Origin of the sequence: Flavobacterium psychrophilum DSM 3660 = ATCC 49418 (assembly GCF_002217405.1) — a bacterium.
Lineage (GTDB): Bacteria > Bacteroidota > Bacteroidia > Flavobacteriales > Flavobacteriaceae > Flavobacterium > Flavobacterium psychrophilum.
Map to the genome: position 1 here is coordinate 33,982 of NZ_MUHE01000039.1, position 25,279 is coordinate 59,260.

17 protein-coding genes are annotated in these 25,279 nt (G+C 34.1%); 10 read left to right on the forward strand and 7 right to left on the reverse strand.

Features of this window, described 5'->3' with window-relative positions; translation table 11 throughout:
- Positions 1–59: 59 nt before the first annotated feature.
- On the reverse strand, positions 60–6,086 hold the full coding sequence (locus tag B0A57_RS10180; protein WP_034099552.1) for a fibronectin type III domain-containing protein: 6,027 nt from the start codon (positions 6,084–6,086) through the stop codon (positions 60–62).
- 171 nt (positions 6,087–6,257) lie between these two features.
- Here B0A57_RS10180 and hflX point away from each other — a divergent pair, with 171 nt between their 5' ends.
- Positions 6,258–7,499: a GTPase HflX gene (hflX, locus tag B0A57_RS10185; protein ID WP_034099554.1), complete on the forward strand. Its 1,242-nt coding sequence runs from the start codon at positions 6,258–6,260 to the stop codon at positions 7,497–7,499.
- 69 nt (positions 7,500–7,568) lie between these two features.
- Here the strand turns inward: hflX and B0A57_RS10190 are convergent, their stop codons facing one another.
- Positions 7,569–8,825: an ABC transporter permease gene (locus B0A57_RS10190; protein ID WP_034099556.1), complete on the reverse strand. Its 1,257-nt coding sequence runs from the start codon at positions 8,823–8,825 to the stop codon at positions 7,569–7,571.
- A gap of 156 nt (positions 8,826–8,981) precedes the next feature.
- On the opposite strand from B0A57_RS10190, the gene purH reads away from it, so the two are divergent.
- Genes purH through rodA form a run of 6 tightly spaced genes read left to right on the forward strand, consistent with a single transcriptional unit; the run spans position 8,982 to position 16,128 of the window.
- On the forward strand, positions 8,982–10,514 hold the full coding sequence (gene purH, locus B0A57_RS10195; RefSeq protein ID WP_011964504.1) for a bifunctional phosphoribosylaminoimidazolecarboxamide formyltransferase/IMP cyclohydrolase: 1,533 nt from the start codon (positions 8,982–8,984) through the stop codon (positions 10,512–10,514).
- 53 nt (positions 10,515–10,567) lie between these two features.
- The gene (locus B0A57_RS10200) at positions 10,568–11,596 is read left to right on the forward strand and encodes a rod shape-determining protein (protein WP_011964505.1); all 1,029 of its coding nucleotides are present in this window, start codon (positions 10,568–10,570) and stop codon (positions 11,594–11,596) included.
- Between the two features lie 8 nt (positions 11,597–11,604).
- Positions 11,605–12,435: a rod shape-determining protein MreC gene (mreC, locus tag B0A57_RS10205; RefSeq protein ID WP_034099559.1), complete on the forward strand. Its 831-nt coding sequence runs from the start codon at positions 11,605–11,607 to the stop codon at positions 12,433–12,435.
- Positions 12,428–12,934, forward strand: coding sequence for a rod shape-determining protein MreD (locus B0A57_RS10210; RefSeq protein ID WP_034099560.1), 507 nt, complete (start codon positions 12,428–12,430; stop codon positions 12,932–12,934). The genes mreC and B0A57_RS10210 overlap by 8 nt, the downstream gene beginning before the upstream one ends.
- Positions 12,931–14,871, forward strand: a complete 1,941-nt coding sequence (gene mrdA, locus B0A57_RS10215) for a penicillin-binding protein 2 (RefSeq protein WP_011964508.1) — start codon at positions 12,931–12,933, stop codon at positions 14,869–14,871. The genes B0A57_RS10210 and mrdA overlap by 4 nt, the downstream gene beginning before the upstream one ends.
- Complete coding sequence (gene rodA / locus B0A57_RS10220; protein ID WP_011964509.1) at positions 14,872–16,128, forward strand: rod shape-determining protein RodA; 1,257 nt, start codon at positions 14,872–14,874, stop codon at positions 16,126–16,128.
- A 147-nt stretch (positions 16,129–16,275) separates the two neighbouring features.
- Here rodA and B0A57_RS10225 read toward each other — a convergent pair whose 3' ends face one another.
- Positions 16,276–17,085, reverse strand: coding sequence for a DNA/RNA non-specific endonuclease (locus B0A57_RS10225; protein WP_034099562.1), 810 nt, complete (start codon positions 17,083–17,085; stop codon positions 16,276–16,278).
- An 84-nt stretch (positions 17,086–17,169) separates the two neighbouring features.
- Between B0A57_RS10225 and B0A57_RS10230 the strand changes: the two genes are divergently transcribed.
- Positions 17,170–17,724 (forward strand): hypothetical protein, encoded by a 555-nt coding sequence (locus tag B0A57_RS10230; RefSeq protein ID WP_011964511.1) that lies wholly within the window; start codon positions 17,170–17,172, stop codon positions 17,722–17,724.
- A 205-nt stretch (positions 17,725–17,929) separates the two neighbouring features.
- Here B0A57_RS10230 and B0A57_RS10235 read toward each other — a convergent pair whose 3' ends face one another.
- The 4 genes from B0A57_RS10235 to B0A57_RS10250 form a co-directional block, all read right to left on the reverse strand.
- Positions 17,930–18,337, reverse strand: coding sequence for a hypothetical protein (locus tag B0A57_RS10235; RefSeq protein ID WP_034099564.1), 408 nt, complete (start codon positions 18,335–18,337; stop codon positions 17,930–17,932).
- Between the two features lie 45 nt (positions 18,338–18,382).
- Positions 18,383–19,495, reverse strand: coding sequence for a hypothetical protein (locus B0A57_RS10240; protein ID WP_034099566.1), 1,113 nt, complete (start codon positions 19,493–19,495; stop codon positions 18,383–18,385).
- 476 nt (positions 19,496–19,971) lie between these two features.
- Positions 19,972–21,573, reverse strand: coding sequence for an Ig-like domain-containing domain (locus B0A57_RS10245; protein WP_034099568.1), 1,602 nt, complete (start codon positions 21,571–21,573; stop codon positions 19,972–19,974).
- Between the two features lie 87 nt (positions 21,574–21,660).
- On the reverse strand, positions 21,661–22,344 hold the full coding sequence (locus B0A57_RS10250; protein WP_011964515.1) for a ComF family protein: 684 nt from the start codon (positions 22,342–22,344) through the stop codon (positions 21,661–21,663).
- A gap of 74 nt (positions 22,345–22,418) precedes the next feature.
- Between B0A57_RS10250 and B0A57_RS10255 the strand changes: the two genes are divergently transcribed.
- Together B0A57_RS10255 and B0A57_RS10260 are read left to right on the forward strand one after the other, a co-directional pair.
- Positions 22,419–23,273 carry a hypothetical protein gene (locus B0A57_RS10255; protein WP_034099570.1) on the forward strand — a complete coding sequence of 285 codons (855 nt, stop codon included), beginning with the start codon at positions 22,419–22,421 and terminating at the stop codon, positions 23,271–23,273.
- A 119-nt stretch (positions 23,274–23,392) separates the two neighbouring features.
- Positions 23,393–24,934 carry a glycine--tRNA ligase gene (locus B0A57_RS10260; RefSeq protein ID WP_011964517.1) on the forward strand — a complete coding sequence of 514 codons (1,542 nt, stop codon included), beginning with the start codon at positions 23,393–23,395 and terminating at the stop codon, positions 24,932–24,934.
- The last annotated feature ends 345 nt before the right edge of the window (positions 24,935–25,279 follow it).

Here is a 25,279-nt window from a genome sequence, read left to right on the forward strand (position 1 = left end):
TTTTTATTTTAATAAACAGTAGACTGCCTTTTTAAACAATCTACTGTTATATTGCTTAATTATTTATTAATGTAAATCCAACCTGTTTTAGTTTCCCCATTATTCTGGTCTATTACATAGTAATATGTTCCGTCTGGCAATTCCTGACCTTTGTCTGATTGTCCTGCCCATTGGTTTGTGTAATTAGCTAAACTATAAACTTTTGTTCCGTATCTATTAAATATGGCCAATTGTTTTACATCTAACCCTCTCAAATCGAAGGTATCGTTATCACCATCTCCATTTGGAGAAATACCTTTTTGTATTATACAAACTGATGTCGAAACATTAAATGTAGTGGTATCTGTACAACCTTCAGGTATTGTAACAATTGCAACTGTAAATGTAGTTGGTAAAGTTATTGATGCGTTGTTTCTAATATATTCAGAAACATTAAATGTGTTAGTATTTGCTCCCACTACGGTACCTGAGGCGTTTTTCCAAACGTACGATACATTACCAATTCCTGGTGTAAATGATCCGTTTACTGGAGAGGCTGTTAAAATATAATTTTGCCCCACACACTGTGCGTTTGTTCCAATTGGAATACTTGCTGTATCCAAAGTAACATTTACTTGATGCGTTGTCGTACAACCAGCATTTCTAACCGTTACTGCATAAGTTCCGTAAGCTAATATGCTAATAGAACTTGTGGTATTACTTAACGGATTGCCTCCTAAAGTCCAAGAATAAGTAATTGTTGGATCTGTTAACGAGAAGTTAGTAGGAACTACCGAAAGCACAGCAGTTTCATTAATACATTTAACAATATTTGTACCCGTTAATGTAAAATTTGGAAGCGAATTAACTGTAAAGGCTAATGATAATGGTGTAATATTAGTACATCCATTAAGGGTTATTGTTACAGCATAAGTTCCTGTTGCGGTAGCCGGAATTGTGTTTGTTGTTCCTGCGATAGGATTTCCATTTAATGTCCATGAATAAGTAGCGCCTGTTGTATAATTTATTGGCGTTACAGTTATGGTTGCTGAATCATTACTACAAATTGTATTATCTGCATCCGATGAAGCTATTGTTGCTCTTGGATTTGGATTTATAATGATAGTCGCAAATGCTGAAACTAATGAACAACCATTTACTGGTGCAATAGTGTTTGTTACAATATAAGTTGCAGGTGTACTTGCCGCTAAATCTACCGCACCAGTAACTCCATTTATAACAAGACCCGCAGTAGATGAAAATGTTCCTGCAACCCCACCTCCAGTAAATATTGGAGACACAGTGCCCATGTTCTGACAGTACGGAGAACTCGCATAGTTAAATGTTGCAATTGCGGATGTTGCAATTGTGATTGTATTCGAATATACAACAGTCCCGCAACCTCCAGAACCCGTAATTGTATTTGTAACTGTATAAGTTGCAGGTGTGCTTGCCACTAAATCTACAACTCCAGTATTAGTATTAATTACCAATCCCGTTGTTGAAGTAAATAATCCTGCCACGCCACCTGCTGCAAATGTTGGAGAGGCACTTCCTGCATTTTGACAATGTGGTAATACACCATAATTGAACGTTGCAAGAGGTAATTTTGTTATAGTTACCGCTGTTGGAGCCAAAAATGTAGGACAACCTGCAACTGTTGCAATAGCGTAGTTTACAGTATAATTTCCAGGCATACTTGCACTTGGATTAATTGCTCCTGTAGCAGTATTAATACTCAAACCTGCTGGAACAGCATAATAAGTCCCTCCAGTTGTACCCGTTTGTGTTACGTTTTTTACAACAGTATCATTAGCACAATATGCTGGTGCGCTATAAGATATAGTAGCATTTGCTGGTGCAGTTATCTTAATAAGCCATGTTGATGTTGATGTTGTACAACTACCTGACCCTACAATTTCATTTTTAACAGTATAAGAACCTACAGCACTTGCTCCAATATTTATTTCTCCAGTTACAGGATTAATTACTAAACCTGCTGGCGTAGCACTAAATGTACCTGAGGTGCCTCCTGATTGTAGTGTTGGCAAAATATTTGCACTATTCTGACAGAAAAATGCGCCTGGATAACTAAAGTTAGTATAAGGGCAACAAGATGATGGAATAGGACCTCTTGTCTGAGAGATTCTTACAAAACCTCTATTTTGAGAAAAGTTTGTGATCATAAGAACATACACTTGTCCCGCAATAGCGCCATTTACAGTAAATGTTTCTGTATTTGAAAAAGAATAACTACAAAAATTTCCTGTGGCAGGTGCGGTAGCTGTGCTTATAGAAGCACATGCTGCTGCTGTACTAGTATAAGGCCCCCAAGCTACAAAATCTACATCTAAACCAGTTCCAGCTGGAGAGGGAAATACATTAGTTCTACCTTGTTCTAAGAAAAAGGAATAGTTACCATTTGTTGGAATTGTTAAGTAATAAAAAGTTGGTGCTGGCGCACTTCCCAAACACCCTACATTAGCATTAGTGGTTGAATAAGGACTCACAGGATTAGGTAATTTAGGAACCCCCACATTATTAGGGATTACGATTGGTGCTATAGCACATAATGGCAATGCGGTAGGACATGTAATCTGAGTTGTTCCTATACATAACTCAAATTGTATTGTTGAAGAAGTTGTCGCTGTCGAATATACTCTTACATAATAGGTTTGCCCAATAGTTAATCCCGTGGTATTATTTGCCCCAGTATCTGTCACGCACCCTCTAAATTGTGTCATCGCACCACAACTACCCGTATATAAAGTGTATTCCAATCCTGAAGGATTTGTGGCATAATTTAATCCCAATAGCGAGATGTGGTGTGTAGTTGATGTAGCAGTAAAATGATACCAAACATCGTCATTATCTGCTATTGCTCCACAAGAATTGGCTTCGGGCGATGCAGTAGCTGCGTTAACAGTTCCTGCTACTGTTTGCAAACAGTTTGTATTCTGATTTACTGGCACAAGTATAGATCCTATACACTCATCATTTATAAGTAATGTGGTAAAGCTTTTAGGGCCATTCCAAAGACTAACCTCTGTAGCAGAACAACTTGCTCTTACATAAAACTCATAACAAGTGCCAGGAAGTAATCCTGTTGTAATATATGGATTTCCAGTGGTGGTAGTCCAACCAGTAGATGCGGCTGTTGGTACTGGAGATCCACAAGGCAAGACTAATACTTGCCATGTTGTAGCTTGACTACCATTAGGGTTTAATGGCTGATTCCAACCTAACATTGCTGTGGTTTGTGTTATACTAGAAACTGTTAATAATTTTGGTTTAACACATGACGGTGGTGGCCCACAAGTAACATTAGCAGTCCAACCCGCTCCTTGACCACCAGAATCACTTCTAAATCTAAAAGTTAAACAACCGTCAGTACTTGATGATGTAAATGGACCTGGGTTTGTGGTGCCCCAATAAGCCCCAGCAAGTGACATTGCAGCCCCAGTTCCCGCAGGATTTGTACTAGCTATTTGTGGCGCAGTAATACTATTCCCATCAAAAACATACAAACCATCCCTTTTTGGTTCAATATCAAATGCTGTAAAAGTCACCGTAACAATATCACTAGGATTAGTTGGACATATTGTAATAATTGAATTTTCATTATCTGAATAACCTGCAGTAGCCCCTCCCGTATCAAAGAAACCTCCTCCACAACCAGGGGATGTAGTTGCTGTTTTTACTCCAGACCATGGCCCTATATCACTTGCAGAACAAGCTCCTCTCACGTAGAAATCATAACACGTTCCTGCACTTAATCCTGTCATAACAAAAGGATTTGTAGAAGCAGTAACCCAACCAGTAGATGCTGCCGTTGGTGCAGGAGAACCGCAAGGTAAGGCAATACAATTCCATGAAGTTGCAGTCCCAACATTTCTCCATCCTACTGTAACAGTAGCTGATGTAATTGCCGTTACTGTTAATGTATTTGGCGCCAAACAAGTTGGCAATGTTGTAAATTTTTTAACTATCGACCAATTACTTTTACTTGCACCACAAACTGCTCTTACATAAAAATCATAAGTAGTATTTTGTGTACGTCCAGTAACCGCTAGTGGATTTGTTGTTACCCCTGCGTATGTAGCTACTGATAATACTGTAGGTGCAGGAGATCCAGTAGGAACTAAATAAACATCCCAAAGTGTTGATCCGTTTGCTGTCCAACCTAAATTTACAGTAGTTGCAGTAATAGCGGTAGTTGTTAAGTTTGTTGGGGCTAAACAAGCTGCCTGACCACAATTAAATGTAGTTGCATATAAAGGACCTGTAGTCCCAATACCAGCTGCTTTTGTATATATTGTTTGTGAAAAAGGAGCATTATTAATTATAGAAACTTTAACTCTAGTTGGCACGGTACCCGCAACAGTCCAAACTAATTGAAAAGGATAGTTTTGGCATAATGTAACTGGTACGTTTAACAAAGTTCCTGATGTAAATTGCTGACCTAAAGTTGCTACAACATAACCATTTTGTCTAACTTCCATTCTTGCATTAGACCATTGTGCGGTTGTTGATTCTAATCTAAATGTATATGTACACTGATCTACAACTTCACAAACATTAGTATTGAACAAATAAGGCCCCGCCCACGGACTAAACACCCCAGCTCCGCAATCCGATCGTACCCAATATTGATAAGCGGTGCCTAATGTTAATCCTGAAACACCAAAATTTATATTTGTATTTGCTATAATACCAGGCACTGTAGGAATTGTACCACCTGCTGGCTGTACAGCTACTTGCCAAGATGTGGCAGCAGTAGGATTAGTCCAAGTCAAGTTTGCAGTTGCAGTTCCTATATTTGTAGCAATCAATCCTGCTGGAGGAGTACAAGTTACAGGCTGAATAACTAATGTATATGGTGTAGATTGGGTTGAAGTATTTGTAGAAATAACAAAAATATACGTTTGCCCTGCAACAACCGCTAAACTAGGTATAACCCTAGGCGCATTAGACGAATTAGCAACACCTGTTCCTAAACAAGTTACACCAACGTTTGCGCAACCATTATAAACAAAAAGTGAAGAGTTAGGATTTGTTGGTGTCATTGTTACACTTATATTTCCAGACGTTGCAGGTGTATAAGAATAAAATACATCAAAGCCTGCAAGATAATTTGTTGTGCCACCCGCACATCCTGCGCCTTGTGGTACAGCTACATCATTACCATAAAAAATAGTATCACTAGAATGACTATATGTCGAACTGCCTATTATAATAGGCGACACACAAATCGAGCCTAAAGGTTTTGTAGAAAAAAGAGAGGAGATCCAAGCGCTCTTAACACCCGCAGAACAAAGCGAACGTACATAAAAAACATAATCAGTTCCTGGCGTAAGCCCAGCTGCAGAATAAGTTGGCGCTCCTGTAATTACCCCAACTCCTGTTGGTGCCGATGCTACCGGAACAACTTCTACTTCCCATTGTGTTGCACTCCCTGGATTTATCCAATTTAAAGTTGCAGACACTGACGCTAAATTAGTTACATTTAAACCCATAGGATCTAAACAACGCTCAGCAACCTTAACGTCATCTATTAACCATCTATCCCCCGAAGTGGCTCCTGTTGGCTGTGTATTTACCCTAACAAATGCAACATATAATTGTGTTCCTGCTGGATAAGCCGCTAAACTAACTATCTTTTCCTCATACACAAGAGGCGAAGCATTAAGCGTTAAATCGTTCCAAGTCTGTACCGTAGTATATGCAGCTTGGTTAGTTTGACTCGCATCTGTAGAAACCCTAATCTCATAAGTAGTACCATTATCTGGCACACTTGTTTGTCTGGTAAAAAAACGCAATTGCGAGTTGATTGTCAGTGTAATTCGAGGAGAAACCAACCAATCTTGCGATGTGTTTCCTGCGCCTATATTCTCACGATCAACAATTGCTGCTTTCAGTCCAGAATGCACTCTTGTTGGGTCAGTTGTTTCAGTCCAACTAACTGCCGTTCCTACCCCATTATCTAAAACGGCCCAGTTGCCCGGTGTGGCAGGAGGAAATGTAGCTCCTTCAAATCCTTCTGTTATTTGAGCAAAACTCAAAAGAGGAAAGATTATCATGAAAAATGCTATAATATTTTTTTTCATAGTTATTAATATTTTTTGGTTTATTAATTCATCGAATCGCCAAATATAAGAAAAAATATTAATTTAATAAGCAAGAATTCAGAATGCCCCTTTTAGACGACAAACGCTAATTTTAATTGAATAAATAATTTTTTAATTTGAAAATGAGTAGATTTGTATTTTATTAAAATTATGTTAGAAAAAGAAACCATAAATTTTGAGAAAACTATCATTGTAGGTATCGTAACTCAAAATCAAAGTGAAGAAAAACTAAAAGAATATCTAGACGAGTTAGAATTTTTAACTTTTACCGCTGGCGGAGAAGTCGTAAAACGCTTTTCTCAGAAAATGGAACGTCCCAATCCCAAAACCTTTTTAGGAACAGGGAAAATTGAAGAAATTAATTTATATGTTTTAGAAAACGGTATTTCAACCATTGTTTTTGATGACGAATTAACCCCTTCTCAACAAAAAAACATTTCCAAAATTATCGATTGTAAAATCCTTGACAGAACACATCTTATCTTAGATATTTTTGCCCAAAGAGCCGAAACTTCTTACGCAAGAACCCAAGTAGAATTAGCCCAATGTATCTATTTACTCCCAAGACTTTCCGGAATGTGGACACACTTAGAACGCCAAAAAGGGGGTATCGGAATGCGTGGCCCTGGAGAAACGGAAATAGAAACAGACCGCCGAATTGTTCGTGACAGAATTGCATTGCTTAAAGAAAAAATAAAAATCATAGACAAACAACAAGCAACTCAAAGAGGAAATCGTGGCGCAATGGTTCGTGTTGCTTTAGTTGGATATACTAATGTAGGAAAATCAACCTTAATGAATGCCGTTGGAAAAAGTGATGTTTTTGTCGAAAACAAACTATTTGCAACCCTCGACACAACAGTCAGAAAAGTAGTCATTAAAAACCTCCCTTTTTTACTTTCTGACACCGTAGGTTTTATTAGAAAATTACCAACACAACTAGTAGATTCTTTCAAAAGCACACTCGACGAAGTTCGTGAAGCCGATTTACTATTACATGTAGTAGATATTTCTCACCAAGATTTTGAAGATCATATTGATGCGGTAAACAAAATTTTATTAGACATAAAAAGTGCCGACAAGCCTACAATTATGATTTTTAATAAAATCGACGCATACAAACACCTTACCATTGATGCCGATGATTTAATGACCGAAAGAACCAGTAAACATTATACGCTTCAGGAATGGAAAAACACTTGGATGAACAAAGTAGGCGAACAAAACGCCTTATTTATATCGGCAACTAATAAAGAAAATTTTGAAGAATTTCGTAAAAAAGTGTACGAAACCGTTCGAGAAATACACATTACTAGATTTCCCTATAACAAGTTTTTGTATCCAGATTATGAAGACGCTATAGATAAAGAAGAAGAACAAGACCAAGATTAGTCTTTTTACAACAAACGTTTTACCGCAGATTTACATATTATTTTAACTGTAAATCTGCGGTTTTTTATCCTACATTCCGCTTCTAATTGCTTCAACAGGATCTAATTTTGAAGCTGATATTGCCGGCAATATCCCAGAGATTAATCCTATAAACGCTGCCAAACCAGTTCCTAAAAGTATATTTCCTAATCCGAGAATAAATTCGAAATCGAACGCATAAGTTAGTATTAACGAAATGAGCCAAACAAAAAGCAGACCAATTATACCGCCAAAAACAGATAAGATAATCGCCTCAAACAAAAACTGAAGCAAGATAAATTTATTTTTTGCCCCTAATGATTTCTGAATTCCTATTAAATTAGTACGTTCTTTTACAGACACAAACATAATATTAGCAATACCAAAACCGCCAACCAACAAAGAGAAACCTGCAATTATCCAACCAGCAAGGTTCATCACACCAATAACTTCATCAATCATATCTGTTGCGCCTTTAATAAAATTAATGAAAAAATTATTCATCTCACCCGATTTAATTCCTCTAAAATTTCTAATTTTTTGCGCAATTTGACCTTTCAAACTTTCGGTATCAATATTCTTAGCGGGTTTTATAATAACAATTGGTGTGAACGATTTGTTGTTGTCGCCAAACAAACTTCGAATTCTATTTACCGTAGGATAAATAGTAGTATCAGGATTTGAACCAAAACTCACCATGCGATCGCCTACTTTTTTTAGCACACCAACGATTCTAAATTTCTGACCATACAATCGAATTTCTTTACCTATTGGCGAAACCCCATCAAACAAAGAGTTTCTAATATCTGCCCCTATTACCACAGTATTTTCGCCAGAATTAGATTCTTGCTCACTAAAAAAACGCCCCTCAGAAAAATCTAAATTTTCAATATCAGAAAACTCATAAGTACAAGGAATTACGGCTATCGAACTAACTGTTTTCGACTCATATTTTATATTTTCCCTTCCCGCATAAAACTGATAACAAACCGCTTCTACATCAGTCAAATTATTTTTCAATAACTTATATTCCTCATAAGTTACATTAGGAAACTGATCTATTTTCCAATCAGGGATTTCCGATGGTCCAAAACAATATTTAAATAAAAAAACCGTACTATTGTCTAGGCTTCCAATATCTTTTTTAATTTTTCTGTCTAACGAATCGACCGCGGCAAGCACAGCAATAATCGAAAAAATTCCAACGGTAACCCCTAACAACGATAATAAAGTACGCAATTTATTATTCCGCAATGCGTTTACAGCAAAACTGAAACTCTCTTTAAGCAATCGTATATATATAATCATAGGAATATTTGTAATGTAAATTTGAGTAATTCTTAGCTAAAAACCTAACACAGAAACAATTTAACAATATGTGTATAATTTTAAATTTTTGTTACAATCTTAGCTAAAAATTAATTACAAAAAAACTACTTTTGCAAAATAAACTACAACAACACAATGAATACTACAAAAACAATACAATCAGCACTTATTTCTGTTTTCGATAAAGAAGGTCTAGAGCCAATTGTAAGAAAATTACACGAACAAAATGTAATTTTTTATTCTACTGGCGGAACCGAAGATTTTATAAAAAACCTAGGAATCCCTGTAGTTCCAGTTGAAGATGTAACCTCTTACCCATCAATCCTTGGCGGAAGAGTAAAAACTTTACACCCAAAAGTTTTTGGCGGCATTTTAAACCGTCAGGACAACGAGTCTGATGTGCAACAAATGCAAGAATACAATATACCTCAAATAGATGTAGTAATTGTTGATTTGTATCCCTTCGAAAAAACAGTTGCATCAAGCGCTTCTGAGGCAGATATTATCGAAAAAATAGACATCGGTGGTATTTCACTTATTCGTGCTGCTGCAAAAAACTTCAAAGACACCGTAATTATCCCTTCGGTAAATGAATATGCGTTATTTTTAGACATTATTTCAACTCATAACGCACAAACCACATTAGAACAAAGAAAGCAATTTGCCACCAAAGCTTTTAATGTTTCCTCACATTACGATTCAGCAATTTTTAATTATTTTAATACAAATAAAGAAGAAGTTGTTCTAAAAATTAGCCAAACCAAAGCTGACGTTTTGCGTTACGGAGAAAACCCACATCAAAAAGGATTCTTCTTTGGAGATTTCGATAAGATATTTACAAAATTACACGGTAAAGAATTATCTTACAACAATTTATTAGATGTAGATGCTGCTGTAAATTTGATGGGAGAATTTAAAAATGACGAACCAACATTCGCTATTTTAAAACACAATAATGCTTGCGGAATTGCATCAAGAAAAACAATGAAAACAGCTTATCTTGATGCACTAGCTGGAGACCCAACATCAGCCTTTGGAGGCGTTCTAATTGCCAATGGAAATATAGACTTGGCTACAGCCGAAGAAATAAATAAATTATTCTGCGAAGTAGTAATAGCACCAAGTTATGACCAAAACGCCATCGAATTATTACAAGAAAAAAAGAATAGAATAATATTAGTTCAAAAAGAATTAAACCTACCAACAACTTCTGTTAGAAGCTGTTTAAACGGAATCTTAGTTCAAGATAAAGATTTAATTACCGATGCTGAAGCACATTTAACAACTGCAACAAAAACAGCACCTTCTAAAGAAGAAATTGAAGATTTATTGTTTGCCTCTAAAATTTGTAAACACACAAAATCGAACACAATTGTTTTAGCAAAAAACAAACAATTGTGCGCTTCAGGAACAGGACAAACCTCGAGAGTCGATGCACTAACCCAAGCCATTCACAAAGCAGTATCTTTTAATTTTGATTTGAAAGGCGCAGTAATGGCAAGCGACGCTTTCTTCCCTTTCCCAGACTGCGTAGAGATTGCAAAAAACGCAGGAATAGCGGCAGTGATACAGCCAGGCGGATCTATAAAAGACGAATTAAGCATAAATTATTGCGACAAAAATAATGTTGCAATGGTATTTACAGGAATTCGCCATTTTAAACATTAATTTTATTACTTTTGTTGAGCATTTAATATAAATAAATTTAACCCTGACTAAATATGGGATTTTTTGATTTCATGACCGAGGATATTGCGATAGATCTTGGCACCGCAAACACGCTAATAATTCATAACGATAAAGTTGTGATAGATAGTCCATCGATAGTGGCTCGTGATCGGATTTCTGGTAAGATAATTGCCGTTGGAAAAGAAGCTAGCTTAATGCAAGGAAAAACCCATGAAAACATAAAAACCATTCGACCATTAAAGGACGGAGTTATTGCAGATTTTGATGCTTCGGAGCAAATGATAAAAATGCTTATTAGAAGTATTCCAGCTTTGCAAAAAAAGTTGTTTACACCAGCTCTGCGCATGGTTATTTGTATCCCATCAGGAATTACCGAAGTAGAAATGCGTGCGGTAAAAGAATCTGCAGAACGTGTAAACGGTAAAGAAGTCTATTTAATACATGAACCAATGGCAGCAGCGATAGGTATTGGTGTAGATATCATGCAACCCAAAGGAAATATGATTGTAGATATTGGTGGTGGTACTACCGAAATTGCAGTTATAGCTCTTGGCGGAATTGTATGTGATAAATCCGTTAAAATTGCGGGAGACGTTTTTACAAACGATATTATTTATTATATGCGTACCCAACACAATTTATTTGTAGGAGAAACAACTGCTGAAAAAATAAAAATTGAAATAGGAGCAGCCATCGAAGATTTAGATTCTCCACCAGAAGACATGTCAGTTCAAGGACGTGATTTATTAACTGGAAAACCTAAACAAGTCGAGGTATCATCGCGAGAAATTGCCAAAGCATTAGACAAATCTATACAACGTATTGAAGATGCTGTAATGGAAACATTATCGCAAACACCACCCGAATTAGCAGCCGATATTTACAATACAGGAATTTATCTTGCAGGTGGAGGCTCGATGCTTCGCGGATTAGACAAACGCATCTCGCAAAAAACAGATTTACCCGTTTTTATCGCCGAAGACCCTCTAAGAGCAGTAGTTCGTGGCACAGGAATGGCACTAAAAAACCTTACAAAATACAGAAGTATCCTTTTAAAATAAAAATATAAATGCAGCAAATAATTAATTTTGTATTTAAAAACAGCACTCGTATGCTGTTTTTGCTGCTTTTGATAACTTCATTAACACTTACCATACAATCTCATTCCTACCACAGAAGTACAATCGTAAATTCGACAAACATCCTAACAGGAACTGTATTTGAAAAAGTAAGCGAAGTAAATACCTACTTTAACTTAAGAGAACAAAACAACAAATTAGCACAAGAAAATGCTACTTTGCGCAAAATTCTTTTCAACCAGAAAGACAGTACAACAATCCTAAAAAAAGACAGTTTAAAAGGATACGACAAGATCGATGTAATTCAGTCTCGTATAATTAACAACTCTTATAATGTCCCTGAAAATTATCTAACCATAAATAGTGGTTCACTTCAAGGAATTAAAGAAGATATGGGGGTAGTAAACAGCCAAGGAATTGTAGGAATAGTCGAAAAAGTTTCACCAAAATATGCCACAATATTAAGCGTTTTGAATATAAAATCTCAGATAAATGCAAAAGTAAAAAAGTCGAACCATTTTGGCTCGCTAGTTTGGAATGCAAAAAACGCAGGGTATGTACAACTAATAGATGTTCCTAGACTTGCCACAGTAAAAAAAGGAGATACCGTAGTAACAGGCGGACGATCTACCATTTTTCCTGAAAATATCCCAGTAGGAATTATCGACAAAATTTATACAGATACCGAAACAAATTACTACACAATAAACGTAAGATTGTTTAATGATATGACCAATTTAAATCATGTTTACATCATCTCAAATAAAGAAAGTGCAGAAATAAATAAATTAGAAAAAGAAACAATCAAAGCAAATGAATAATGCATTGATACTAAATATCGTTCGTTTTATTTCCCTGCTTGCAGCGCAAATCGTCATTTTCAATAATATCGATTTGTTTGGTTATATAAATCCGTATCCTTATATATTATTTATCTTATTATATCCCGTAAATTCTAACAGAGCAGGATTATTAATAACAAGTTTTTTATTAGGTTTAACGGTCGATATGTTTGCCAATTCAGGAGGAATTCACGCAGCATCATGCCTAATTTTAGCATACGTAAGACCCACCTTTTTTAAATTTTCATTCGGTTTAAGTTATGAGTATCAAACTATTAAGATTAACGATAGACTTTCCCCAGAAAGATTTACATTTATATTAGTTTCGATACTTACACATCACCTCATATTGTTTGTGCTAGAATATTTTAAATTTACTTTTATTTTAGATGCGTTACTAAGAACAATTGTTACAACCGTTTTTACATTAATAATAAGTATTCTAATTATCTATTTATTTAAGCCAAACAAACGATGAGAAAGCTATTACTTCCAGGGATAGTTATAATTGCTGGCATTCTTATCACAGCAAGACTCTTTTATTTGCAAATTATTGATGACACATTTAAACTAAAATCCGAAAATATTTCGATTAAGATTAAATATGACTATCCCGAAAGAGGTTATATTTATGATAGAAACGGAGCACTCATGGTTGCCAACCAACCATCGTATGACATCATGGTAATACCTCGTGAAACCAAAAGCATGGACACGATTGAGTTTTGCAATCTTCTAAATATTACCAAGACCGATTTTATAAAAAAAATACAAAAAGCAGTCGTTTACAGCCCCATGCTACCCTCAGTATTTTTAGGACAGCTAAACAAATTAGAATATGCTGCTTTCCAAGAAAAAGAAAGAAAATTTGAAGGGTTTTATATACAGAAACGTTCCCTCAGAGAATATCAACTAACCGCAGGAGCCAATGTTTTTGGGTTTATTACCCAAGCAAATGAAGCGATGGTAAAACAAAATCCCTATTACAAAAGTGGCGATTTGCTAGGAAAACAAGGGGTAGAAGAAACCTATGAAGCAGAGCTTCGAGGTACAAAAGGCGTAAAACACATACAAAGAGACCGTTTCAATAGAGAAATAGGCCCTTACAAAGAAGGAAAATACGACACCATTGCAAAACAAGGAAAAGACATCACGCTAACTATTGATGCGGAACTTCAAAAATACGGAGAAGCACTAATGAAAAACAAACGAGGCGGTATTATCGCCATCGAACCTAGTACGGGAGAAATCCTTTGTTTAGTTACTGCTCCGTCCTATGACCCTGCCATTTTAGTAGGCAGACAACGCTCACGAAACTACACGAAACTTTATAATGATTCATTAGCAAAACCACTATACGATAGAAGCCTACTAGCAGAATACCCTCCTGGTTCCCCCTTCAAAATATTAACAGCATTAGCAGGCTTACAAGCAAAGGTAATAGACACATCGAGTAGCTTTATATGCAACCGTGGCTTTAGCTATGGCCGAGGAAGATTTATGGGTTGCCACTGTGGTGGTGGTGTTCGCAAACTACACATGGGAATAGCAAAATCTTGTAATACCTATTTTGCAAATACTTATTTGAGAACCATCGCAAAATTTCCAACACCAACAGCAGGCGTAGATTTTTGGAGCCATAACATAAAGAGTTTTGGCTTGGGGCAGTTTATGGGCTATGATTTACCCACAGGCCGAAAAGGAAAAATTCCAACATCTGAAACCTATAAAAAAATGTACCCCAATGGTGGTTGGAGAGGAACTGCAGTAATATCAAATTCGATAGGACAAGGAGAAGTCCTAATGACGCCAATACAATTGGCAAATATGATGGCAACAGTTGCAAACCAAGGTTATTATTACACACCTCATATCATCAAAAAAATTAAAGGACAACAAATAGATCCAAAGTTTAGAACAAAACACGTAACGAGTATCGACAAAAAATATTTCAAACCAGTTATTAATGGTTTGGCAGAAGTATTTAAAACAGGAACTGCCTATTTTCTAAAAGTAGACGGAATAGAAATTTGCGGAAAAACAGGAACCGCCGACAATTTTGCCCGAGTAAACGGAAAGAAAGTAATGCTAAAACCACACTCAGTATTCGTAGCATTTGCACCCAAAGTAAACCCTACAATAGCCATTGCAGTTTTAGTCGAAAACGGGGGTTTTGGTTCGACTGTGGCTGGCCCCATTACTACTTTAATGTTAGAAAAATACATTAAAAAAGAAATCACCATGAAAGACAGAGAAAAGCGCGTTTTAGAAACCAGTCTTCAAGGAGAATATAACAGATTTACACGAAAATACCTAGACTCTATGTACAAAATTAAGATTAGAAAAGACTCTATCTTACGAACAATAAATACAAAAAAACTAGATTCTATTAAGAAAAGCAAACCTACAACGTAAATGAAAAATCAGAGCGTTTCAAGTAATATCGACTGGATAACAGTGCTTATATACATAGCCCTTGTTGGCATTGGTTGGATGAATATTTATTCGGCCGATATGACAACCAATTCAGAATACTACTTCGATTTTAATCAAAATTACGGAAAACAATTAATCTTTATTGCATTTACCGCTATCCTAGTAATTGTAATCCTAACAGTCGATTCTAAGTTTTACGAAAAATTTTCGAGTGTAATATTCGGAGCCTCCTTAGTATTACTGGCAGGATTATTCATCTTCGGGAAAACCATTGCAGGCCAACGCTGCTGGTATGCCATAGGAGGACTAACCCTGCAACCCTCAGAATTTGCAAAAGCAGCCACAGCATTAGCACTAGCAAAATACCTAAGCGACAGCCAAGTAAACCTAAAAAACATCAAACACCAAATCATTGCCCTACTAATTATGGGATTGCCCATATTATTAATATTACCACAACCCGATCCAGGAAGCGCACTAATATTTATCATGTTTATATTTGTACTAAACAGAGAAGGACTACCCTCCTGGTACCTATGGACAGGCTTTATAGCCGTTGTATTATTTGTCATGACACTTGTAATAAAACCCCAGTATGTAATCCTAATAGCGTTCATAGGCATCGCAATACAATACCTAAGATCCAGAAGAATAAACAGAAATATACTAGCTAGTGCAATAATACTCTTACTCATATCTGGCTTTGTGTTTTCTGTCGATTACGTATTCGAAAACGTATTCAAACAACACCACCGTGACCGTTTCAATATCTTACTAGGCAAAGATGTCGATATGAATGGTATAGGTTACAACACCAACCAGTCAGAAATCGCCATAGGATCAGGCGGCTGGATCGGAAAAGGATTCTTAGAAGGAACCCAAACCAAAGGAAATTTTGTGCCAGAACAACACACAGATTATATCTTTACAACCGTAGGCGAAGAATGGGGATTTGCAGGCTCCTTTGTATTAATTTTACTATTCGTAGGACTCATCTTGCGCATACTTTATCTGGCCGAAAACCAAAAAACAAAATTTAGCAGAGTATATGGCTACGGCGTGGCATCGGTACTATTTACTCACTTTTTTGTAAACATATCCATGGTAATAGGCATTTTTCCAACCATTGGCGTACCCCTCCCCTTCATGTCATACGGAGGATCTAGCCTTTGGGGATTTACCATTTTACTATTCATTTTTATAAAAATGGATGCCAATAAAGTAAACGAGTGGTAAGCATAAAGAGCCATTTCCAGCTATACACTACAAGCTTTTAATCAGAAAAGCAATTTTTCTAAACAAAAAACGAACTTCCGTTGGTCGTTGTTTTTTATCAAGAAAAATAAGCCTTTCTTCTCAAAAGGCTTTCCGTTACTATCTGGGCTAAAAACTCCAACCCTTAAAATCACGGCTCGTTTCCAGTCTTTTTTCAATCCCATCAGGAAGATTAGGAAAAAAATCTATACCCGTCATTTTTTCAATTTTATCAATCGAAACAACAAACGAATCCAAAGATTTCTGCGAAGCTTCATGAGGCACTAAAAAAGCAATTACCTTATATTCCCCTCTAGAATTGTCTAATAATATTTTATAAAAATAATTAGGAACAGCAACACCTTCCTTTCCTATCCTCTCCAGATTATTAGTCAAAACACCACCCGTTACCACATAAACACCATCATATTTTGCAGCCCAATACCTGGTTTTTTGCTCTAAAGTATTCCAAATTCCAGCATTAAAATCATTACGTTGGGGCGAAATATTCGACGTATAAAAAGTTTCATCAAAAGCCTTACGAGAAAACCTCCTATCGGCAGCAGGACACAAATGCCCCTTATCATAACCAGAACGTTTGTAATTTCTCCAACTTGCAGATCCCGTTTTCACCTCAGGATCATCAATAAAATAAGGTCTTTCTAGGTTAGAATGGCTCAGTTCATTTTTTTTCAGCTCATAAGCAACCCATTCTGCTTGCTCGTACCTCTCACTATACGACAAAGTATAAAACGAATGCTCCACAACTACATGCGTAGTCGAAGTAGGTAAATAATAATTTCTATCTATAGGAACAACAGCACTAGCAAGATTATTTTTAATTACAACATCTTTATCTTGGTCTGATTTTTGCTTATTACAACCACAAAACATAAAAACAGTAGTAAAAAAAAGTAAAAAATTATAATAAAATCTCATAAATTATCAAATTATCGTATTTTTATGAGGTAAATATAACAAGATATTACTTCTATTTAGACAAAAAAGCAAAAAAAACAAATTATGAAAACAAAAATTATCATTGCAGCAATAACACTTCTGTTAGGTGTTACAACAAATGCTCAAGAAACAACAGTGCTAACTAAAGAACAGATAAAATTAGTTCACCAAAAAGATTCTCTAATAAACATTCAGGCTAAAAAAGAAGAAATACAAGCAGAAAAAGAGAGAGAAAAAGAAAAAAAACGTGCCGAAAAAGAATCAGAAGACAGAATAAAAAAAGAAGAAAAAAGAAGAAAAGAAGCTGATAAAGCCACCCAAAAATTAGAAGCTGCCCAGAAAAAAATGGAAAAAGAAAGAGAAAAGGTAGAAAAAGAAGGAAAAAAAATTGCCAAAGCTCAAGACAAACTTGCAAGTGAAAAAGACAAACTTACAGCTATAAATAATGACATTGCAAAAAGTACTGAAAAATTAGACAAGCAAAATAAAAAAGGTAAATTATCGCCACAAGACATCACAAAGTGGAATGAAAAATTGGCAAAAATGAAAGAAAAAGCAACAAACCAACAAAAAAAAATTGAAAAAGCTGAAAAAGAAGCCAACAAAATAACAGATTAAATCTTACCATTAGCACGCAAAATAAAAGAGTATGAAGATTTATCTTTCATACTCTTTTGCTTATAAACCTCACCATGTGGTCTAAAATTAAATAATTCTTACCAGCAAATTTACAAAATAAAAAAGGGGTTTAACTTTAATTAAAAAGTTAAACCCCTATATTTTTTAACTTACACACTTTTTAGGATAGCATAAGCTAGTTTAATTATTTGCATTTATTTTTTGGAGTAATCGCAGACATTTCTATAATCTCATCAACATTCATGAGTCCATCATAATCAGAAGCAAATCCATCTGTAGCCTTTGGCAATTTATAAACCTTCAATTTGCAATACACAGCTTTATATTTTCCTAAATTATTTTCTCTAACAATATTTGTGTAAAGAGAATCCATACGGCTTGTACTGTCATCTATCCAATAATCTAACTTTTCATTACATGGCCGAAAAGAGGAAACTTCAAAACCAATAGATAATTCGCCTTCAAGCAATTCGCTCTTACCACCAACTTGTTCTTTTGGTGTCTTCTCTTCTGTTGTCGTAATCTTTTGGTTGTCTTTCTTACAAGATAATAGTAAAAAGACAGATGTTACAATAAGAATATATTTTTTCATTTTTTTTTTTTTAACCTTTAACTGTTTTCTCTTCCCTTAAAATAATTACATGACATTTTGAAGAACAAATTCAAAATAAGCATCTGTAATTATCACCTCGTTTGCCTGCATAAATCTTATTCTAAACTTTAAATCATTCCCATTTCGTATAGCAGATTCTAAAACAAACCTAGGCGATTTTAAATAAATATCACGTCTTAAACCTCTTCCTGATAAATAATCGTCTCGCCAAGTTAATTGACTATCATCAACTTCAATACGAGTACGCATCATCCATTTTTGACTTTCAAATATACCAGATAACCTGTCGGTTAAATCTAAATCGTTGGGATTAAGATTTCTTAGGGTTAATATTTTTTCCCTAACAACCTCTACCAATGATGGAGTCCAAAAAACTTTCATCTCTGTACCTATCAAGTCTAATTTCTTGAAGCCTCGAATATCATCAGATGACAACCTTGCCACTACTTGATTACGTATATTATCAGTTACTTCAAAGCTAAAACGCAAGTAATCTGAATAATCATCCTTAAATCTAGAATCTCTTTCATAGTCAATCGAATACTTATTGTGGTCGTACATTAGCAACTCATCTGTAGCACCACCTATGTCCTCATAAATACCTCGCATATAATGTTTAGAAACGTAATCTGTATTAATAGTTATTTGATGTCTGTAATATACATTTGAATCGAAAGTTATGACAGATTCTAAAGTACTAATAATACCTTTATAACTTGTTTTAAAAGTAATTTTATTGTTTCTTCTATCATAATTAAAATCATGTATAACTACGTATCGTAAGTCCTCCTCATTAAATACATGATTTATCAAACTACTAGGTGACATAGATTGAATAGTAATAAATTGTTTAAGAAAATCGATTGTAAATTTAGCTTTATTAGTTGTTAGCTCTTCAATATCTACAGACTTATAAAAAATTTCTGGGTTTGGTTTTAAACTTGCCAAACTACGCCTTCCCATTTCAGCATCAGAAAGCTGTGGCAAAACTGTGGTATCAACTGGTGTTTGAGTAACTGGTGCTTGAGTAGCTAAATTTTGATCTGGCAAAGGTTTCGAATAAACATTCTGCTCGTCACTACTACATCCCAATATAGAAAGGGCTAATGCAATAGCTGGTAGTATTAATTTTTTCATTGTAAAAAGTTTTATTATTAACGTTATATGCGCTTTTTAAAAAAGGTAGAAATGCAAATTTAAGGATAAAAATCATGATTTCAATATTTTTTAACAAATGGTTAATTTAAATAATTTTCTTTAAATTGCTTTTTTATTGTAATTAAGTCTTAATTGCATGAATTATTCACGCCGTTTTTATCTTTTAATAAAATTATATATAATTATTTCGATTTATAATTAATTTAACTTTAATACACAAAATAGGCTAAATTATAGGCTAAAACATGTAATTTATTACAAAACTATAATTAAAACGGAAAAAAAATGATTGTATCGTATTATGTTACCTAGTATTAATACGTTACATTTTAAAACAACGAATTATTATGAACTCCCTTAATTCATAATAATTCGTGGCTGTCTTTTTTATACTTATAAGTTGCTAAAATTTAGTCCGCCCGCAAACGGCCAATAACGTTTTGAAGTTTTATAATTTACTTACTCAAATCGAAATCCTGATTCACATCCCAATTGGCACGAATATCTATCTCTGATGGGTAATGAACAACCTCCTCTGGCTGGCTACCGGCAGAATAGCTTCCGGTATCCCGTTGTTTGTTTTTGTTTTGATCATATACAACACGAACCAAATATTTTTGAGGATCTAAGAGAAAAAATTCGACTATTGGATTTTTTTCTGAATATTCTGAAGCGATAATTTTTCCGTTTTTATCAGTCAATTCTATAATAAGAGGAAAAGATTTTGGGTTTTTTAAATTTACTTTTAGGTTTCCGTAATCCGCAAGAGCGCTGGTAGAAAACCTGAAAGTTAAGCTGTCATTTTTCTGACCTAAATAGTCTTCAATAGCATTTGGTAATAAAGAAAAAGTGTATTTCTCTTCAGGCTCTTTGGTAAAAAGAACTTCAAAATTCTGATTAAATTCATCATATTTTGTTTTGAAAACTACTTTTGAAGAATCCTTTTTTGTTAAAATCATTTTTGTTAAATCGAACTTATCTAAAGGTGTTTTTGTTGCAATAGCAAAGTTTTCTCTAAAAGAAATTGTCCCAGTTTGTTTTGGAGATAGTTTTAAACTATCCTGATGCTGGTTTTTTAATTTAACCATATAATCTTTTTTGTACTTTTCGTTTTCGATATTTAATTGAATCGAATCATTTTTTATTGGTAAAAACCAAACCTGAATAGAATCTTTACCTTCAAATTTAGTTACCCTAGTTTTTATAACATTTTGGTTTCTTTTTGCTTCAATTTTTAGATTTCTTACCTTTCCTTGATAACCCACAATTACTCTATTTCCTGATGCTTGCGATGGTTTTTTAGCTTTAAATATTAATTCTTCTTTAAAAAGTTCTAATTCGAAAACTGATTTATCTGGAACAGAAATTATTTGGTTATAAAACCCTATTTTATCTTTATTTGGGTCGAATTTGTAATTTTCGCCTGTTTCTTTAAGGGCAATTAATTTGTATTTTCCAGCTTTAATATTTTCTAATTTAAAGGATTTTAAACTATCGCCTGTATTGGTAATATAACGAGGTGTTTCTTTGTAAACAATCGAATCATTATATTTTTGGTCAACTTCATAAAGCATCACATTTACAGATTTATCGGTATTTTTTTCGTAAGAATCTTTGACGATTCCTTCTATCGAAAGCGAATCGAGAAAAGGGCCTGTAGAAAAAACATATTTTAATTGCTGATAAGGATTTCCTTCATTATAATCGACAATACTTTTTCCAAAATTGAAGCTATATGTAGTATTCTGCTTCAATGTATCGGCAATTTTTATAGTAATATATTTACTCGCACTACCTTGTGGAAGTACAATTATTGGGGTTTTCATTGGCGGAGAAACGATGAGATTTTTTTGCAAATCTTTTACTTTTATATATTCATCGAAAGTAATTTTAATCGTATTCTTGCTAAAATTTGTAGCAAAATTCTCGGGAAAACTAGAAATAATTTTGGGAGGTGTAATATCCTTGTCTCCCCCAGTTATTGTACCTCTTTTTGCACAACTTACTGCAAAAAGTAAAGTGCAAAAAACAATTATTAATGTGCGAAATTTTCTCATGAAACTTAATTTAATCCGTACAAAATAACGACTATATTTAGTGTAAACGAAATAATTTTAAATTTGTTTAACCTTTTCGAAATAAAACTAAGACTGAGACATTGCAATGGTAACAATACTTAATTTTGCGCCAGGGATTTTAAAAATAGCTTTTCCACAAGCCTCGAGTGTTGCTCCGGTAGTAAGCACATCGTCTATAAGCAAAAAATGCTTATTATGATGACCCTCTGAAAAGTGCGCCTCAAAACTATTTTCAGACACAGCGTTTCTATTAATTAAGTTTTTTTTAGACTGTGTCACAGCATATTGACAACGAACTAAAACAGTATCATCGTATTCTTTCTCTAACCCTTTTGCAATAGCCTTTCCAAAAGTAGCTACTTGATTATATCCGCGCTCTTTCAACTTTTTTTTATGCAAAGGAACGGGTATAATATAGTCTATATTTTTTAGTTTTTCACTTTTATTCAAATCATGCGCATACCATTCCCCTAATATTAATCCTACTTCTTGATGATTTTTGTATTTCAGATTATGAATGAGCTGCTGAACGATTCCTTTTTTGTGATAATACAACATTGAAGATGCGTGTTCGATAGGAATACGCCCATAAAATTTTTTAAAAGACTGATTATCATCAACTAACAAATCTGTAGTAAATGGCATTTTATGTCTGCACAAAATGCAAATGGTATGTTCGTTTTGCAAAAGAATTTCAGAACAGCCAGAACAAATAGCTGGAAAGAATAATTTTATCAGATTTTTAAGCATTTTGTCGATTATATTTGCTGTGCTATAAAAATACATATATTTTTATAAAAAATTTTAAAATTATAAACAAAATTATGACATCAAGAACAGCACTTACGATGATAAAACTATCTTCTATTATTTTTATATCAATCGCTATGGTTTTTGCTGTAAAATATCACGATAGCCAAAACAAATACAAAAAGCTAAAAGAAGCAATACAAATAGACAAAAAAACATACAGCAATGATTTGAGAGAAATCTTTAATCTTTATGATTCAGAATTATTAAAAAATAAAAAATTAATTCAATACAAGAATCTTAAAAAAGAAAATGAAACGGTTAGTAATAAACGTGATTTAAAAAACAATAAAAATTTAGATAATCAAGTATTAGCCCTGAAAAACAATTTTATAAACAAAATAGATTCACTTAATAGCAATTTAAAAGCACAAACCGAAGAAAAAAAACACCTAGAAAACCAGCTTATAGCCTTAATTAATAAAAATAAAGAATTACAAAAACACCACGCTAACAACGAAAATACAGCAGCAATTTCTAAAAATCTAAAAGCAATAGATATTAGTGCAAAAGCAATACAAATTGCATCTAATAGTATTATAGAAACCAATCGTTTAAGTAAAACTGAACAAATAAAAGTTTGTTTCACTTTATTAGAAAACAAAGCGGCGCTAAAAGGAAATAAAGATTTATATATTCAAATTTTAAATCCTAACAACAAAATTGTAAACAAAAACGGAGAAATTGCAAAAACAGAAGATAAATTATTAAACTTTAGTGCAAAAACCAATGTTTTTTACGACAATGACAAACTAGATGTTTGCCTTTTTGTAGACCCTAACAAAGACGATATGCAAAAAGGAGATTACAAGATAAATATTTTTTCTGGTATTAATCTAATAGGAAACACTGTTTTTTCTCTAAAATAATAAAACCCTAATAATTGAAAGCAGAAAAGAATAAAGAAAACTAATTCTTATCCTATAATCTATTATTTTTTTGATGATTTTTTTCTAAAATTATCATTCCCTTTTCCTATTTTTGCACTATGGCAAAACAAGAAGATTTATTTAAGAACGTAATTTCACATGCTAAAGAATACGGATTTATTTTTCCGTCGAGCGAAATTTACGATGGTTTGAGCGCAGTATATGACTATGCTCAAAATGGTGCAGAACTAAAGAAAAACATAAGAGAATATTGGTGGAAATCGATGGTGCAAATGCACGAAAATATTGTAGGCATAGATGCCGCAATACTAATGCATCCAACCACTTGGAAAGCTTCAGGTCACGTAGACGCCTTCAACGACCCCTTAATAGACAACAAAGACTCCAAAAAAAGATACCGAGCAGATGTTTTAATAGAAGATTATGCAGAAAAATTAAACCAAAAAGCAGAAAAAGAAATCGAAAAAGCAAGTATTCGATTTGGAGAAAGCTTTAATCGTGAGGAATTTGTAACAACAAATACTCGTGTGGTCGAATATTTATCGAAAAAGAACGAAATCCTAACAAGAATGGCTCGTGCGCTGGAAACCGAAAATCTAGCCGATGTAAAAGCACTAATCGAAGAATTAGAAATTGCTTGTCCAGATTCAGGCTCAAGAAATTGGACCGAAGTAAAACAATTTAACTTGATGTTTGGAACAAAAATTGGAGCCTCAGCAGATTCTGCTATGGATTTGTATTTGCGCCCAGAAACAGCTCAAGGTATTTTTGTAAACTTTCTTAATGTACAAAAATCAGGTCGCATGAAAATTCCTTTCGGGATTGCACAAACCGGAAAAGCATTTAGAAATGAGATAGTAGCCCGACAATTTATATTCAGAATGCGTGAATTCGAACAAATGGAAATGCAGTTTTTTGTAAAACCAGGCGAAGAAATGAAGTATTACGAATATTGGAAAACAACGCGATTAAACTGGCATTTGTCTCTTGGATTAGGAAAAGAAAATTACCGTTTTCATGACCACGAAAAATTAGCACATTATGCAAACGCTGCGGCTGATATAGAATTTAATTTCCCTTTCGGGTTCAAAGAATTAGAAGGAATTCATTCTCGTACTGATTTCGATTTGAAAGCACATGAAAAATTTTCGGGAAAAAAACTACAATATTTCGATACAGAAACCAACGCAAATTATACCCCGTATGTTGTAGAAACATCGGTAGGATTAGACAGAATGTTCTTGGCAGTTTTTTCAAATTCTCTAAAAGAAGAAACTTTGGAAGACGGTTCAACAAGAACTGTTTTACAATTACCTTCGGTTCTAGCACCTACAAAAGCAGCGGTTTTACCGTTGGTAAAAAAAGACGGTTTGCCAGAAGTGGCTCGAAAAATCATAGAAAAATTAAAATGGGATTTTAATGTGGCTTACGACGAAAAAGATGCCGTTGGAAGACGATACAGAAGACAAGATGCCCTTGGAACACCCTTTTGTATTACAGTAGATCATCAAACACTAGAAGACGAAACGGTAACCATACGTCATCGTGATACCATGAAGCAAGACCGAGTTAAAATTTCTGAATTACGAGATATTATTAACAATGAAGTTTCTGTGAAAAACTGGTTAATGAAAATGTAGTTTTGCATAAAAATTACAAAAAAATGTAAATGCCCCAAAAACAAATTTTTTTGGGGCATTTTTATGCAAAGAAAAATGTAATACCGCTTTAATTTTAAAAACACCCCAATATTTGGTGCATATATTGTTATCCTATGTTTGTGTTTTATTTAGGATCTACTAAAATTAAAGTGCCTTTATCCTAAAACTTTTCAATAGAAGAAAGGGAAAGATACAACTATATTTTTAGCCTAAATATGCAAAAGACTACACATGTAGCATATAGAGCCTATAATTAATACCAAAAAAAAGAGTACAAAGTATTTATAAAAAACCCTTTGAACTATTTTATAAATGAAAAAATCC